This is a genomic window from Pseudarthrobacter sp. 01T43, from assembly GCF_056398665.1.
This window is the reverse complement of record NZ_JBFTPV010000006.1, coordinates 55,725-70,166: the sequence shown is the minus strand read 5'-3', so window position 1 is coordinate 70,166 and position 14,442 is coordinate 55,725. Positions and strand designations below refer to the sequence as shown.

12 protein-coding genes are annotated in these 14,442 nt (G+C 65.4%); 3 read left to right on the top strand and 9 right to left on the bottom strand.

Annotation, left to right across the window (positions count from 1 at the left end):
- Positions 1-41: 41 nt before the first annotated feature.
- Positions 42-4,007 carry an ATP-dependent RNA helicase HrpA gene (gene hrpA, locus AC1DIM_RS08115; protein WP_477709987.1) on the top strand — a complete coding sequence of 1,322 codons (3,966 nt, stop codon included), beginning with the start codon at positions 42-44 and terminating at the stop codon, positions 4,005-4,007.
- Between the two features lie 42 nt (positions 4,008-4,049).
- Here the strand turns inward: hrpA and AC1DIM_RS08110 are convergent, their stop codons facing one another.
- The 3 genes from AC1DIM_RS08110 to AC1DIM_RS08100 all read right to left on the bottom strand — a co-directional run bounded on the left by AC1DIM_RS08110 (position 4,050) and on the right by AC1DIM_RS08100 (position 6,558).
- On the bottom strand, positions 4,050-4,478 hold the full coding sequence (locus AC1DIM_RS08110) for an HIT family protein (protein WP_477709986.1): 429 nt from the start codon (positions 4,476-4,478) through the stop codon (positions 4,050-4,052).
- Complete coding sequence (locus tag AC1DIM_RS08105) at positions 4,475-5,632, bottom strand: NAD(P)-dependent alcohol dehydrogenase (protein ID WP_477709985.1); 1,158 nt, start codon at positions 5,630-5,632, stop codon at positions 4,475-4,477. The genes AC1DIM_RS08110 and AC1DIM_RS08105 overlap by 4 nt, the downstream gene beginning before the upstream one ends.
- Before the next feature lie 71 nt (positions 5,633-5,703).
- Complete coding sequence (locus AC1DIM_RS08100; RefSeq protein WP_477709984.1) at positions 5,704-6,558, bottom strand: sulfurtransferase; 855 nt, start codon at positions 6,556-6,558, stop codon at positions 5,704-5,706.
- A gap of 105 nt (positions 6,559-6,663) precedes the next feature.
- Here AC1DIM_RS08100 and AC1DIM_RS08095 point away from each other — a divergent pair, with 105 nt between their 5' ends.
- Positions 6,664-7,740: a PLP-dependent cysteine synthase family protein gene (locus tag AC1DIM_RS08095; protein ID WP_477709983.1), complete on the top strand. Its 1,077-nt coding sequence runs from the start codon at positions 6,664-6,666 to the stop codon at positions 7,738-7,740.
- A gap of 4 nt (positions 7,741-7,744) precedes the next feature.
- On the opposite strand, the gene AC1DIM_RS08090 is transcribed toward AC1DIM_RS08095, so the two are convergent.
- Complete coding sequence (locus tag AC1DIM_RS08090) at positions 7,745-8,401, bottom strand: MBL fold metallo-hydrolase (RefSeq protein WP_477709982.1); 657 nt, start codon at positions 8,399-8,401, stop codon at positions 7,745-7,747.
- 107 nt (positions 8,402-8,508) lie between these two features.
- Between AC1DIM_RS08090 and AC1DIM_RS08085 the strand changes: the two genes are divergently transcribed.
- Positions 8,509-9,009 (top strand): Fur family transcriptional regulator, encoded by a 501-nt coding sequence (locus AC1DIM_RS08085; RefSeq protein ID WP_477710136.1) that lies wholly within the window; start codon positions 8,509-8,511, stop codon positions 9,007-9,009.
- Between the two features lie 18 nt (positions 9,010-9,027).
- Here AC1DIM_RS08085 and AC1DIM_RS08080 read toward each other — a convergent pair whose 3' ends face one another.
- From AC1DIM_RS08080 to AC1DIM_RS08060, 5 genes are all read right to left on the bottom strand, one after another.
- Positions 9,028-9,903: a metal ABC transporter permease gene (locus tag AC1DIM_RS08080; RefSeq protein WP_477709981.1), complete on the bottom strand. Its 876-nt coding sequence runs from the start codon at positions 9,901-9,903 to the stop codon at positions 9,028-9,030.
- Positions 9,903-10,718: a metal ABC transporter ATP-binding protein gene (locus tag AC1DIM_RS08075; RefSeq protein WP_477709980.1), complete on the bottom strand. Its 816-nt coding sequence runs from the start codon at positions 10,716-10,718 to the stop codon at positions 9,903-9,905. The genes AC1DIM_RS08080 and AC1DIM_RS08075 overlap by 1 nt, the downstream gene beginning before the upstream one ends.
- Positions 10,715-11,704 (bottom strand): metal ABC transporter solute-binding protein, Zn/Mn family, encoded by a 990-nt coding sequence (locus AC1DIM_RS08070; protein ID WP_477709979.1) that lies wholly within the window; start codon positions 11,702-11,704, stop codon positions 10,715-10,717. The genes AC1DIM_RS08075 and AC1DIM_RS08070 overlap by 4 nt, the downstream gene beginning before the upstream one ends.
- Before the next feature lie 129 nt (positions 11,705-11,833).
- A complete protein-coding gene (locus AC1DIM_RS08065; protein WP_477709978.1) occupies positions 11,834-12,904 on the bottom strand; it encodes a hemolysin family protein in 1,071 nt (356 codons plus the stop codon).
- Positions 12,901-14,232: a hemolysin family protein gene (locus AC1DIM_RS08060; protein WP_477709977.1), complete on the bottom strand. Its 1,332-nt coding sequence runs from the start codon at positions 14,230-14,232 to the stop codon at positions 12,901-12,903. Before AC1DIM_RS08060 ends, AC1DIM_RS08065 begins: the two co-directional genes overlap by 4 nt.
- Positions 14,233-14,442 lie beyond the last annotated feature (210 nt).

The following is a 14,442-nucleotide window of genomic DNA, read 5'->3' as shown; positions in this document are numbered from 1 at the left end:
GGCCGGAAATCAGGCGCTGTCCCAGTAGACTGGCTGCAGCCATGACATTTCATATCTCCTACCCTGCTGAGCTGCCCGTTTCCGAGCGCCGCGAGGACCTGATGGCTGCCATTGCAGCGAACCAGGTGACCATTATTGCTGGCGAGACGGGTTCGGGTAAGACCACCCAGATCCCGAAGATGTGCCTTGAGCTTGGCCTGGGCGATGACGGCCTGATTGGGCACACCCAGCCCCGGCGGCTCGCAGCGCGTACGGTTGCAGAGCGCATCGCGGAAGAACTGGGTGTGGAAATCGGCCAGGAGGTTGGCTTCCAGGTGCGATTCACGGGCGAAGTCAGCCGGTCCACGAAGGTCAAGCTGATGACGGACGGCATCCTCCTTGCGGAAATTCAGCGGGACAAGCTGCTGCGCAAATACAACGCCATCATCATTGACGAGGCCCACGAGCGCAGCCTCAACATCGACTTCATTCTCGGCTACCTCAAGCGCATCCTGCCACAGCGCCCCGACCTGAAGATCATCATCACCTCCGCCACGATTGATCCTGAGCGCTTCGCCAAGCACTTCGGCTCCGAAGAAGAGCCCTCCCCCATCATCGAGGTCTCCGGCCGCACGTTCCCGGTGGAGATCCGGTACCGGCCTCTGTCCCAGCCAGCGGGCGGGGCCCGCTCCGCAGGCGAGGACGCAGATGATGAAGACAACGCCTCCGACGACGAACTCGAGGAGGACCGCGATCCCTTGGACGCCGTCTGCGACGCCGTGGACGAACTCGCCGACGAAGCGCCGGGCGATATCCTCATCTTCTTCTCCGGCGAGCGCGAAATCCGCGACGCCGCTGACGCACTCCAGGCCAGGATCCAGTCCAACCGCCGCCTGGCCGGAACCGAAATTCTTCCGCTTTTCGCCCGGCTCAGCCTGCAGGAACAGCACAAGGTCTTCCACCCGGGCAGCAAGCGCCGCATTGTGCTGGCCACCAACGTGGCAGAGACGTCCCTGACCGTTCCCGGGATCAAATACGTCATCGACACCGGCACCGCGCGCATCTCGCGCTACTCGCACCGCACCAAGGTCCAGCGGCTGCCCATTGAGCGCGTGTCCCAGGCGTCGGCAAACCAGAGGTCGGGCCGTTGCGGCCGCGTCTCCGACGGCATCGCCATCCGGTTGTACTCCGAAGAGGACTTTGAGTCCCGGCCGCTGTTCACGGACCCGGAGATCCTGCGGACCAACCTCGCCGCCGTCATTCTGCAGATGACCGCCATGGGCGTGGCCCGTGGACCCAAGGACGTGGAAAACTTCCCGTTTGTGGAGCCGCCCGAGACCCGCGCCATCAACGACGGCGTCACGCTCCTGCGCGAGCTCGGCGCGTTGAGTCCCGTCAGGGCCGGTGACCCAAAGAGCGGCGGCCTGACCGCCGTCGGGCAGCAGCTTGCCCAACTGCCGGTCGATCCCCGGCTGGGCCGGATGATTGTGGAGGCCGGCAAGCGCGGCTGCGTCCGCGAAGTGATGATCCTGGCCGCGGCCCTGACCATCCAGGACCCCCGCGAACGCCCGACGGACAAGCAGCAGCTCGCGGCGGAGAAGCATGCCCGTTTCCGCGACGAGAACTCGGACTTCACCGGTTTCCTGAACTTGTGGAACTACATCCAGGAGAAGCAGCAGGAGCTCTCTTCCACACAGTTCCGCCGGCTGTGCCGCAATGAGTTCATCAACTACCTGCGGGTCCGGGAATGGCAGGATCTGTTCGCGCAGCTCCGGCAGCTGGCCCGCCCGCTGGGCATCAGCCTGGACAACAAACGCCTGGCCGATCCGGTAGGCAACAACGAGGGCATCCACATCAGCCTGCTCTCCGGACTGCTGAGCCACATCGGCATTCTGGATGACCGCAAGCGCGAGTACGCCGGCGCACGCGGCAGCCGCTTCGCGATCTTCCCCGGCTCTGCGCTGTTCAAGAAGTCCCCAACGTTCGTGATGGCGGCCGAACTCGTGGAGACGAGCCGGCTGTGGGCCAGGGTGGCCGCCAAGTTCGATCCCGTGTGGGCAGAACAGGTGGCGCCGGACCTCGTGAAGCGCAGCTACAGCGAGCCGCACTGGTCCACCAAGATGGGCGCGGTGATGGCGTACGAAAAGGTCACCCTGTACGGGGTGCCCATCATTCCGCAGCGCCGGGTCAACTACAGCCGTGTGGATCCGGTACTGGCCCGCGAGCTGTTCATCCGGCACGCCCTGGTGGAAGGCGATTGGAAAACCCACCACAAGTTCTTCCACCGCAACCGCGCGCTGCTCCTCGAAGTGGAAGAGCTTGAAGCCAGGATGCGCCGCCGTGACCTCATGGTGGACGACGAAACGCTGTTCGAGTTCTACGACGCCCGGATCGGCCCCGACGTAGTGTCCGAGCGGCACTTCGACAAATGGTGGAAGGACGCCCGGCAGAAGAACCCGGACCTCCTGGACTACGACAAGTCGCTGCTGCTCAATGACGACGCCGACAACCTGGACGAGGCCGCCTACCCCAAGACGCTCCTGCACAAGGGTTTCGAGCTGCCACTGACCTACGAGTTCCACCCGGTGGCTCCAGGCTCACCGCCCAACCCGTCCGACGGCGTCACGGCCGAAGTGCCGGTGCTCTTCCTCAACCAGTTGGACGACAAGGCCTTCCGCTGGCTGATCCCCGGCCAGCGCGTGGAATTGGTGACTGCGCTGATCAAATCCCTGCCCAAACAGATCCGCAAGAACTTTGTTCCGGCCCCGGACGTGGCCCGCCAGGCCGTGGCCGCGCTGGCGGCGGACTTTGATCCGGCCGGCGATGAGCTGGAAGCCTCGTTGGAACTGGCCCTGCGCCGGATCCGCGGCCAGGTCATCCCGCCGGGATCCTGGAACTGGGATGCCGTGCCCTCACACCTGCGGGTGAGCTTCAAAGTGGTGGACAGCAAAGGCAAGGCACTGGACGAGGGCAAGGACCTCACCGCCCTCCAGGAGCGTCTGGCGCCTGCAACGCGCCGCGCCATCGCCGAGTCCCTGGGGGCAACCCCCGGGACCACCGCGCCGCGGTCACCTGGAAAGTCCAGGTCCGGCAACGCAGGCGGGACGGCGCCCGCAGCCGGAGCCGCTGGAGCCGGAAATGGCAACGGTGCGGGCTTCAGGGAACAGACCGGACTGACCGAGTGGACCTTCGGCACCGTACAGCGTCAGGTGAGCAACACAGTCAACGGCCACACCGTCACCGGCTACCCCGCGCTCGTGGATGAAGGAACGTCGGTTGCGCTGCGCGTCTTCCAGACGTCCTCGGAACAGCTGGCAGCCATGCGCGGCGGTGTCATCCGGCTCCTTGCACTGCGGGTTCCCGCCCCGGACCGCTACGTGCTGGAACATCTGAACAACACCGAAAAGCTCACCTTTAGCCAGAACCCGCACGGTTCAGTCTCGGCACTGATCGCCGACTGTGCGCTGGCCGCCGTGGACAAGCTGACCCCGGCGGAAGTCCCTTGGGACCGGCAGTCCTTTGACGCCCTCTACGAGCAGGTCCGCGCGGAACTGATCGACACCGTGTTCAGCGTGACGGCCGTGGTGGAGCGCATCCTGGCCAGCACCCGGCGGATCGAAAAGCAGCTCAAGGGAACCACCAGCCTGGCGCTGATCAGTGCTCTCAACGACGTCAAAAGCCAGCTCGAGCAGCTGGTGTTCCCTGGATTCGTGGCCCGCACCGGCTTCGCCCAGCTGAGCCAGCTCCCCAGGTACCTCGCCGCCATCGAAAAACGCCTCGAACGCCTGCCAGGCAATGTCCAGCGGGACGCCCTGAACATGGCCGCCGTTCAGCGGCTGGAGGACGATTATGACGATGCCGTGTCCGCGCTGCTGCCCGGGCGGCGGGTGGGTGCCGAGCTGACCCAGGTGCGCTGGATGATCGAAGAGCTCCGGGTGAGCCTGTTCGCCGTCGAGCTCGGGACCGCCTACTCCGTCTCCGAGAAGCGCATCCGGGCTGTCCTGAACAAGGCACTCGCGCCGGCCTGACCCTTCGAGTCAACGGTCAGCCAGGCCGGCGCGGGCGTCCGCTTAACTCTCCGGAACAAACTCCTTGTAACCCGCTGCCCGGAGTCCTGCACGCAGCTTCTCGGCGTTCGCGTCCAGTACTGCCGGGTCCGGGTTGTGGTCCACAGAGGCGAAGTCGAAGTCAGCCATGCTCAGGGACGGCCACACATGCACGTGGAGGTGGTTGATCTCGTACCCGGCCACGATCAGGCCGGCCCGCTCGGCGGGGAAGATCTCCAGCTGGACGGCGCCGATCCGGCGGGCCACTTCCATGACCTTGGCGAGGGTTTCCGGTGAAGCATCGGTCCAGCGGTCCACCTCTTCGGTGGGGACCACCAGGGTGTGTCCGTCGGCCAGCGGGCCGGTGGTCAGGAACGCCGCGACGTCCGCCTCGCGCCACACAAAGCGTCCCGGGATCTCACCGTTAATGATTTTCGTGAACAGGGTGCTCATGCGTCTGCCTCCTCGGCCGGGGCCTGCAGGGTGCTGGTGTCCAGCACAAACCGGTACTTGACGTCGCCTGCCACCATGCGGCGGTAGGCCTCATTCAGTTGATCGGCGCGCACCAGTTCGATGTCCGCCACCACGTTGTGGTCTGCACAGAAGTCCAGCATCTCCTGTGTTTCGGCAATGCCGCCGATCAGCGAACCGGCATAGGCGATGCGGCGCCGTATCAGGGCTCCCGGATTCACGGGCGGCATGGCCTCCGAAGGCAGGCCGAGTTGAAACAGTGCCCCGTCCACACGCAGGGTGYGGAAGAACGGGTTCAGGTCGTGCGGCGCGGCCACCGTATCGATGATGAGGTCGATGCTGCGGTTGGCTGCGGCCATTGCCTCCTCATCCCGGGACAGGATGACCTCGTCAGCGCCGAGTTCCAGGGCCGCCGGCACTTTGGCTTCGGAAGTGGTGAAGACCAAGACCCGCGCCCCCATGGCCTTGGCGAGCTTCACGGCCATGTGCCCGAGCCCGCCCAGACCCACCACGCCCACCACGTCGCCTTCTTCGACGTCAAAGTGGCGCAACGGGGAGAAGGTGGTGACTCCGGCGCAGAGCAACGGCGCGACGGCGGCCGGGTCAAGGTTCGCCGGCACCCGCACCACGTAGCGGCGGTCCACCACCACGGAGGTTGCGTAGCCGCCCTGGGTGATCGCGCCGCCGTTGCGCGAATCCTTGGCGCCGTAGGTTCCGGTCATCCCGTTTTCGCAGTATTGCTCGAGGCCATCCAGGCAGCTTTCGCATTCGCGGCAGGAATCAACCATGCACCCCACACCCACGAGGTCGCCCGGTGCGAAGTCCGTGACGGCTGAGCCGACGCGGTTCACCCTTCCGACGATTTCGTGACCGGGCACCAAGGGATAGCTCTGGGCGCCCCATTCACCGCGGGTGGCGTGCACGTCAGAATGGCACAGGCCGCAAAATTCGATGGCGATCTCCACATCGTCAGCTTTGGGCGCGCGGCGGGCCAGCGTCAGGGGCACCAACCCGCTGTCCGCGGAGACGGCGCCGTACGCGGCGGCCATCAGGCCCGCGCCGGAATCGGAACCGGGGTTGTCGGCGGGCAACACGGGGCGGGCAAGGGGCGGCGGTACGGGGCGTCCTGGGGTCATACCTGCGACGCTACCCCCGCAAGCGTCGGCATTTCCACTCGGCGCCAGCGGCGCTGGACCGCTAAGTACAGTTATGCTCCTGCGGCCGTACCCGGGGTGTTTCCGGTGGCGATGGGAAGGTCTGGGTTGTTCGACCATTCGGAGAAGGAGCCCGGATAGAGGGCGGCGCGGAATCCTGCGATTTCCAGGGCGGCCACCTCGTGGGCCGCGGTCACACCGGAGCCGCAATAGACCGCCACCGGGACGTCGTCGCTGATGCCCAGCTCTGAAAACCGTTCCCGCAGCTCCGACGCCGGCAGGAAGCGCCCGGATCGGTCCCGGTTCTCTGTCGTCGGCGCGGACACAGCCCCTGGGATATGACCTGCGCGCGGATCGACGGGTTCGAACTCGCCACGGTACCGCTCGCCGGCCCGGGCATCGAGCAGGATGCCGGTGCGTGCCCAGCCCGCGGCTGCAGCCATATCTATGGCGGGCATGCCCACCCCGTTGAAGGAAACAGCGCCCGGCACGGCGTCAACCGGCCCGGATTCCAGCGGCAGTCCCGCCTCCTGCCAGGCGGCCAGGCCGCCGTCGAGCAGGTAGACGTCGGGGAAGCCCGCACTGCGCAGCATCCACCAGGCGCGAGCAGCAGCCATGTTGCCGCTGTTGTCGTACGCCACCACAACGTCGCCGGAGTTCATTCCCCAGCGCCTCGCGCTGGCCTGGAATTCCGAGGCCGGCGGCAAGGGGTGCCGTCCGCGCGCCGGAGCTGCGGGCGCAGCAAGCTCTGTGGCAAGGTCCACAAAAACAGCACCGGGGAGGTGCCCTTCAAGGTAATGGTCCCGGCCGTGCGGGTCCCCCAAGGCCCAGCGGACATCAAGCAGGACCGTTCGCCGGCCCGAGGCCAGCAAGGCCTGCAGGCCCGGTACATCCATCAGCGGGCCCATGGTGCTCCTTGGCTGTGTGCTTGTTTCAGTGACTGCTCCAACTCTAGCCGCGGCGAGGCGCCCGGCAGGAAGGGCCGGGCGCCGTGCCGCAGCTAGAGTGGTCCGGTGAAGAACGCACGCGCGGACCGGGCATGGGCTGATGAGGCCATCAGGAAAGTCAACGCCGAAACCAACCGGTCCGCTGACACCCACCTGTACTCAGTGCCGCTCCCGGCGCACTGGGGCGTCCAGCTCTACCTCAAGGACGAATCCACACACCGTTCGGGGAGCCTCAAACACCGGCTGGCCCGCTCGCTGTTCCTCTTTGGCCTGGTCAATGGCTGGATCCGCGAAGGTACAACCATCGTGGAGGCGTCAAGCGGCAGCACCGCGGTCTCGGAGGCCTACTTCGCCCAGCTCCTGGGCTTGCCGTTCGTCGCAGTCATGACGCGTACCACCAGCCCGGAGAAGATCGCACTGATCGAACAGTTCGGCGGCTCATGCCTGTTGGTGGAGCATGCATCCGACGTATATGCCGCTGCGGCGGAGGCAGCGGCCACGTCCAACGGCCATTACATGGACCAGTTCACGTACGCGGAGCGGGCCACGGACTGGCGTGGCAACAACAACATCGCGGAGTCCATCTTTGGGCAGCTGGCCTTGGAGGAACACCCCATCCCCCGCTGGATTGTGGTGGGTGCGGGGACGGGCGGCACCAGCGCGACCATCGGGCGCTACCTGCGCTACCGCGGCCATGACACCCGTCTTGCGGTGGTGGACCCCGAGAATTCGGCGTTTTACCCCGGCTGGCTGAACGGTTCGTCCGGAGTCACCGGCCTGCCCTCACGCATCGAGGGCATCGGCCGGCCACGGATGGAGCCGAGTTTTGTGCCCGCCGTCATCGACCACATGATCCAGGTTCCCGATGCTGCCTCCATCGCCGCCATGCGGCACCTGCACAACCTCGCCGGCCTGCACGCCGGGCCCTCCACCGGGACCAACCTGTGGGGTGTCTGGCAACTGGTGGCTGGCATGGTCGCCGAAGGACAGCACGGCAGCATCGTGTCGTTGATGTGCGACGGCGGCGACCGCTACACGGGCAACTACTACAACCCGGAATGGCTCTCGGCCCAGCACCTGGACCCTCGGCCGCATGACGACGTTATCCGTCGGTTTTTCGCGACCGGCAGCTGGAACGCCTAGCCGGTCAGACCTCAACCGATTCCCGCGGGGAAAGATGCGTGAATGTCGTGCCGTATTTTCCGCCGAGGCGGGCAACGTGGCCTTCCACCATCGTCAGGCCCGTCCCGTTCAGCAGCCCGTCGTGGATCTGAAAAGCACGCGGCGCGCGGACGCTAATGACGAAATCCACCACCTCGGCCGCTTTGCTCCACGGCGCGTGGATGGGGACCAGGAGCGTCTGGACGTTGAGGCCGTCCGGGATGATGAAAGAGTCCCCCGGGTGGTAAACGTTGCCATCCACCAGGTAGCCGATGTTTGCCACCATGGGAATCTGCGGGTGGATCAACGCGTGCTGGCCGCCGAAGCTGCGGACACTGAAACCGGCGGCGTTAAACGTGGAGCCGGGTTCAACCGGGTGGATCCGGTCAGCTGCCTCCGGCGCTTCCTCCCGCAGAGTGGCAGCCACGCCGGCGGGAGCGAACACGGCCAGGCCGGCCGCGGTTCCGAGCGCCCGGGTCATGGCTGGGACGTCCACATGATCAGGGTGCTCATGGGTGATGAGCACGGCATGCGCGCCGTCCAGGGCTTCGGCTGTCTCGGAGAATGTTCCTGGATCAAGTACCAGGACCTTTCCATCCTTTTCGAGCCGGACACAGGCGTGAGTGTATTTTGTCAGCTTCATAGCGCCAGCCTAGGTTCCGGCTCCGGGAGTTCCAAGGGGCCCGGCCGTGCGGCTCCGGCTGGTAATCTTGATGATTGCCATCGTCCCTCAGGGAAGCGAGTATCTCCATGCCGTTCGGCACCAAAGCTGATGCGACGCCGTCGAACGCTACCTCCGGTGTCGGTCCCAGTTCCCTGCCCGGGGCCGGAGCCAACGCCGGCAAGGAGCAGCGCGTCACGAAACAGCGTGTGGCCGTCAGCACCGCACTGGACGAACTGAACGACTTCGTCAGCACCCAGGAGCTCTACCGCATCCTGCAGAACAAGGGCGTCTCAGTATCCCTGGCAACGGCCTATCGGATCCTGCAGTCCCTTGCCGACGACGGTCTGGTGGACGTGCTGCGCAACGGCGAGGGCGAAGCGGTCTACCGCCGCTGCGCCGTGACCGGGCACCATCACCACCTGCTCTGCCGCAACTGCGGCAAGGCCGTGGAGGTCGAGGCCCCGGCGGTGGAAACATGGGCCGCCAGGACCGCCGCCGAACACGGCTTTACCGAGGTGGCGCACACCGTGGAGATTTTCGGCCTCTGCCCGGACTGCACTGCGCTCCGGGCCGCCGGCAAACTCTGACGGCTCAGGCCCGCGACGTTAGCGGGTGTGCACCAGCCGCCCGTTGATGCCCTTTTTGGCACGGGCGCCGCCGATGACACGGCACACCACGTAGATCAGGAATGACAGGGTGGTGACGTAGGGGCTGATCGGGATGCGTCCGCCCAGCGCAAGCAAAATGCCGCCCACCGTGGCCGTGACGGCAAAAATGACGCTGAGGACCACCAGTGCCACGGGCGAGGACGTCACGCGCAGGGCGGCCGCCGCCGGCGTGATGAGCAATGCAAGCACCAGCAGCGCGCCCACCACCTGGATGGACAGCGCCACGCTCACGCCCAGCAGCAGCATAAAGACGATCGCCAGGGTCCGGACGGGCACCCCGCGGGCCTCGGCCAGTTCAGGATCCACGCTGGCGAAGTTCAGCGGCCGCCAGATGAGCACCAGCGCTGCGATGACCACCACGGCAGCGCCGGCGAGGACCTGCAGCTGGACCGTGTCCACGGAGACGATCTGTCCAGTCAGGAGGCCAAACTTATTGGCGGCGCGGCCTTGGTAGAGGGACAGGAACAGGATGCCCAGGCCCAGCCCGAAGGGCATGATCACCCCGATGATCGAGTTTTTGTCCCGCGCCCTGACCCCCATCACGCCCAGGAGGAACGCCGCCGCCACCGAACCAATCAGGGAGCCGAACACAATGTCGCCGCCGATCAGCAGCGCGAAGGCCGCGCCGGCGAAAGACAGTTCGGAGATGCCATGGACCGCGAAAGCCAAATCCCGCTTCATCACGAAGGTGCCCACCAGGCCGCCGAGCAGTCCCAGGACGGCGCCTGCCCAGATGGAGTTCTGCACCAGAACCAGGAGTTCGCCATAGTTTTCGAAGCTGAAGATCGCTGCGAAGATGCTGTCCGCATCCATCAGGCCACCTCCCCCGCCGTTGCGTGGGCATCAGCGTGGTGGTGCGTGGTGGCGTCGGGCAGGCCGACGACGACGATGCGCCCGTTCGCGTGGATGACTTCCACATGGCTGCCATAGAGTTCCGAAAGGACCTCCGTGGTCATGACGTCCTCAGGCGTGCCCACCATGAAGCGGCCGCCGGCCAGGTACAGCACCCGGTCAACGTATTCGATAACGGGGTTGATTTCATGGGTGACAAACACCACGGCGCTGTTCTGCTCATGGCATTGCTTGTTGATCAGGGCGCTGACGGCCTGCTGGTGGTGCAGGTCCAGGGACAACAGGGGTTCGTCGCAGAGGAGGACCTTGGGGTCGGTTGCCAAGGCCTGGGCCACGCGGAGGCGCTGCTGCTCGCCCCCGGAGAGCTGCCCTACCGGAACCTTGGCGTAGTCGGTGGCGCCGACCAGCTCGAGGAGTTCGTCGATTCTGCGGTTGACCCGGGACATGCCCAGCCGCAGGCCCCAGCGGTGGCCGTCCACCCCGAGCCCCACCAGGTCGCGGGCGCGCATGGGTGTGTCCGGAGCAAACGACTTCTGCTGCGGGATGTAGCCGATCAGGTTGCTGCCGCGTTCCACCGGCCGGTCGCCCAGGGTTGCGGTGCCGGCCTGCAGGTCCTGCAGGCCCAGCAGGACCTTGAGGAAGCTGGTCTTTCCGCTGCCGTTGGGGCCTAACACGGCGAAGAACTCGCCGGGCCTGATGTCCAGGTCGAGATCCTCCCAGAGCGTGCGTTTGCCGAACTGCAGGGACGCCCCGCGGAGGCTCACCACCGGTTTCAACTATTTTTCTCCAAAACTTTGCTGACGTTGTCCACATTGTCCGTCATCCACTGCAGGTACGTCTTGCCTTCGGGCAGGGTTTCGCTGAAATCAAGCACGGGGACGCCAGCCGCTTCGGCGGCCTTCTTCAGCGCCTCTGTCTGGGGACCTTCTGTCTGTTGGTTGTAGGCAAGGAACCTGATGTCCGCGGATCCTGCCAGTTCGGTAGCGGCCTTCAACACTGCCGGCGGCACGTCGGAGCCTTCCTCGATGGCGGCCGTGTAGTCCTCCGGTGTCCGGTTTACCAGCCCGGCGGCTTCGAGGAGATACACCGGAACCGGCTCCGTCACTGCCACCGGTGCGCCTGCCGTCTTGGCCTTCAGTGCGGCGAGCCTGGCATTCAGTCCCTCCACACCGGATTTGAAGGCCGCGGCGTTGGCGGTGAACTGGGCGGCTGATCCGGGTTCCAGTTCGCCCATTTTGGCCGCCAATGAATCGGCCAGCCTGCCCATGGCGTCCAGGCTGTACCAGACGTGTTCATTGAAAGCAGCGTGCTGGTGGGCATGCGTACCGTCGGTTGTGGGGGCCGATTCGGTGTGGCCTTCCTCCGGAGCCAGGCCGGCCACGTCCACGGCAGTCAGGATGTTGCCGTGCGCAATGTTGCTGGCATCGGCCATCTTGTGGAGGAAGTCGTCGTAGCCGCCGCCGTTCTCGATCACCAGTTCCGCTTTGGAGATCGCCAACCGGTCCTGCGCTGTGGCCTCATAGGAATGAGGGTCCTGGCTTGCCTTGGTGATGATGGCGGTGACCTTGACCTTGTCGCCGCCAATCACGCCGGCGATGTCCCCGTAAACGTTGGTGGCCGCCACAATGTTGATGATGCCGGGCGAGCCATCAGTACCCGGCGACGCCGACGGTGAGCCGCCGCCGGTGCCGCACGCGGTCAGCAGAAGGCTGAACCCTGCGAGCGCGGCAAGGGACGTTCGGATGGCAGCGGGGTGGCGCACGAAAACCTCAGATCAACAGGGACGGACTTTAGCGGCTCACCACATTCTAACGCTAAATGGGAATGATTCCTATTTAGATCAGCCGGGCGGGGACCACAAGTCCCCAGCCCGGCTGCCCAAGCCCGGCGGTTAGCTGCCGTTGGGCTGGCCGAGCCGCCTGATGCCGGTGGCCTGCGTGGCGTCCCGGATCTCCCCCACGAGCTGTTCAATAACGTCTTCCAGGAACAGGACTCCGTGGGTCTGACCGTCTGCGCCGATAACGCGGGCCAGGTGTGAACCGGTTCGCTGCATGACCGACATCGCCGTTTCAACCTCGTCGCCCAAAGCCAGGTTGGCCAGCGAGCGGATCCTGCTCTCCGCGATGGGGTGCTGGTAGTCCTCGTCCGGAATGGAGAGCACATCCTTCACATGGAGGTAGCCGGACAGCATGCCGTCCTCGTCCACCATCGGGAACCTGGAGAACCCCGTCCGGCTGACAGCCTTTTCGAACTCCACCGGGGTGGTGGCCTCCTTCAGCATGACCAGCTTCTCCACCGGCACCATGATGTCCGCCGCCGTATATTCGGAAAACTCCAAGGCGCCCGTAATGAGCCCCGCGTCGTCATCAACCAGCCCGTGACGGGTGGATTCCTGCACGATCGATTGGACCTCTTCGAGCGTGAAGGACGAGTTCACCTCATCCTTGGGCTCAATCCGCAGGAGCCTGAGGATGTGGTTGGCGGACCAGTTCAGCGCGAAAATGACCGGGTTCACCAGCCGCGCCACGAACATCAGCGGCGGCGCGAGCAGCAGTGCAGCCTTGTCCGCCACCGATACCGAAATGTTCTTAGGCACCATCTCACCGAACGTCACGTGGAGGAAGGTCACCACCAGCAGGGCAATGGCAAACGCCACGACGTCCGCGATCTCCACCGGCAGCCCCACCGCCTCCAGCGGAGCAGCCATCAGGTGGTGGATGGCGGGTTCGGCGACCTGCAGTATCAGCAGTGAACAGACGGTGATGCCCAACTGCGCACAAGCCAGCATCAGCGAGACGTTTTCCATGGCCCGCAGCGTGGTCTGTGCCCGTACGGAACCGGCGTCCGCGAGGGGCTCGATCTGGCTGCGCCTCGCTGACATCACCGCAAACTCGGCGCCGACAAAAAACGCGTTGCCCAGCAGGAGGACTACCAGCCAGGCGAGGCCTGCCCAGTCACTCACGGTGCGCTCCTGTCGTCGGTGTGTTCAGTCTCGGGAGCAACAGGGTGGAAGCAGATCCGTTCAATCCGCCTGCCGTCCATGCGTGTCACGCTCAGCGTGCCGCCGCCAACCGGGACGGTATCGCCGACGGCGGCGATGCGGCCCAGTTCGCTCATGACGTAACCGCCGACAGTCTCGTAGGCGGCCTCATCCGGGACAGCAAGTCCGGGAATCTGTTCGAAAAGTTCGTCGGGCCGCAGCAGTCCGGGGAAATACCAGTCCCCTGAGGCGCTCTGGAGCAGTCCGGGCCGAACCTTATCGTGCTCGTCGGCCACCTCGCCCACGATTTCCTCCACGAGGTCTTCGAGGGTGGTGATGCCGGCGGTTCCGCCGTATTCATCGAGCACGACGGCGAGCTGCAGGTTCCCTTCCCGCAGCTCAGCCAGGAGCGCATCGAGATGGATGGTCTCCGGCACCCTGAGGACATCGGTCATGATGGCGCCCGCCTCCAGGTTGGCGCGCCGGTCCCACGGCACAGCGACTGCCTTCTTGACGTGGACCAGGCCTTTGATGTCGTCGGCGGAGTCGCCGATGACGGGGAAGCGGGAGTACCCGGTGCGCCGTGCGGCATCCAGGATGTCCGAAACAGGCTGGTCGGCGTCGATGGTTTCCACCCGGATGCGGGGTGTCATCACATCGGCGGCGGTCCTGGCCGAGAAGTTCAGGGTCCGCGCCACGAAGTTGGCCGTCCCGGCGTCGAGCGTTCCCATGGCGGCGGAGCGCCGCACCAGGGAAGCCAGCTCTGCCGGTGTCCGGGCACCGGAAATCTCTTCCTTGGCTTCAAGGCCGAAGATGTTGAGGACCTTGTTGGAAAAGCCGTTCAGCAGGACGATGGCGGGCTTGAAGATAGCCGTAAAAATCAGCTGCGGCCGCGCCAGCGCCTTGCCGACCGGGAAGGACAGCGCGATGGCCATATTCTTCGGCACCAGTTCACCGAGGAGCATGGACAACAGCGTGGCCAGCACCATGGCAATGACCAGCGAAACGGAGGCCGCAGCGACACCGGGAATTCCGATGGCGGCCAGCGGACCTTCGAGGAGTCGCCCCACTGACGGTTCCATCACGTAACCGGTCAGGAGCGTTGTAAGGGTGATGCCGAGTTGGCAGCTCGATAGTTGGGTTGAGAGGGATTTCAGGCATTTGAGCAGCGGCACAGCACCTGTGTCGCCTTTGTCGATGGCCTTCTGGACGGTGGCCTGGTCAAGGGCAATCAGGGAAAATTCGACTGCGACAAAAAAGCCGGTGCCGGCGATCAGCAACAGGCCTGCTGCGAGGAGCAACCACTCCATTCAGCATCCCGCCTGAGGGCCAGGGAAAACGGAGTGGATCCGGGGGAAACTGCCCGGCGGAGGATGGTCGGCCGAAGCGGACCCGGTTTCCGTTAGGGCTCCGTCGGAATGGACCGAGGGAGAGTGATGGGCGCGTGTTCGGGGTTTGCCGGCTCTGCGGGTGGACTGCGCGAAGTTCGTGCTCCGCTGACAGCCCCCAGGCCGGCACCT

Coding starts and splice junctions, on each gene's coding strand:
- hrpA (WP_477709987.1), top strand. CDS start 42: ATGACATTTCATATCTCCTACCCTGCTGAGCTGCCCGTTTCCGAGCGC.
- AC1DIM_RS08110 (WP_477709986.1), bottom strand. CDS start 4,478: ATGAGCACCCTGTTCACGAAAATCATTAACGGTGAGATCCCGGGACGC.
- AC1DIM_RS08100 (WP_477709984.1), bottom strand. CDS start 6,558: ATGGGCCCGCTGATGGATGTACCGGGCCTGCAGGCCTTGCTGGCCTCG.
- AC1DIM_RS08090 (WP_477709982.1), bottom strand. CDS start 8,401: ATGAAGCTGACAAAATACACTCACGCCTGTGTCCGGCTCGAAAAGGAT.
- AC1DIM_RS08085 (WP_477710136.1), top strand. CDS start 8,509: ATGCCGTTCGGCACCAAAGCTGATGCGACGCCGTCGAACGCTACCTCC.
- AC1DIM_RS08080 (WP_477709981.1), bottom strand. CDS start 9,903: ATGGATGCGGACAGCATCTTCGCAGCGATCTTCAGCTTCGAAAACTAT.
- AC1DIM_RS08060 (WP_477709977.1), bottom strand. CDS start 14,232: ATGGAGTGGTTGCTCCTCGCAGCAGGCCTGTTGCTGATCGCCGGCACC.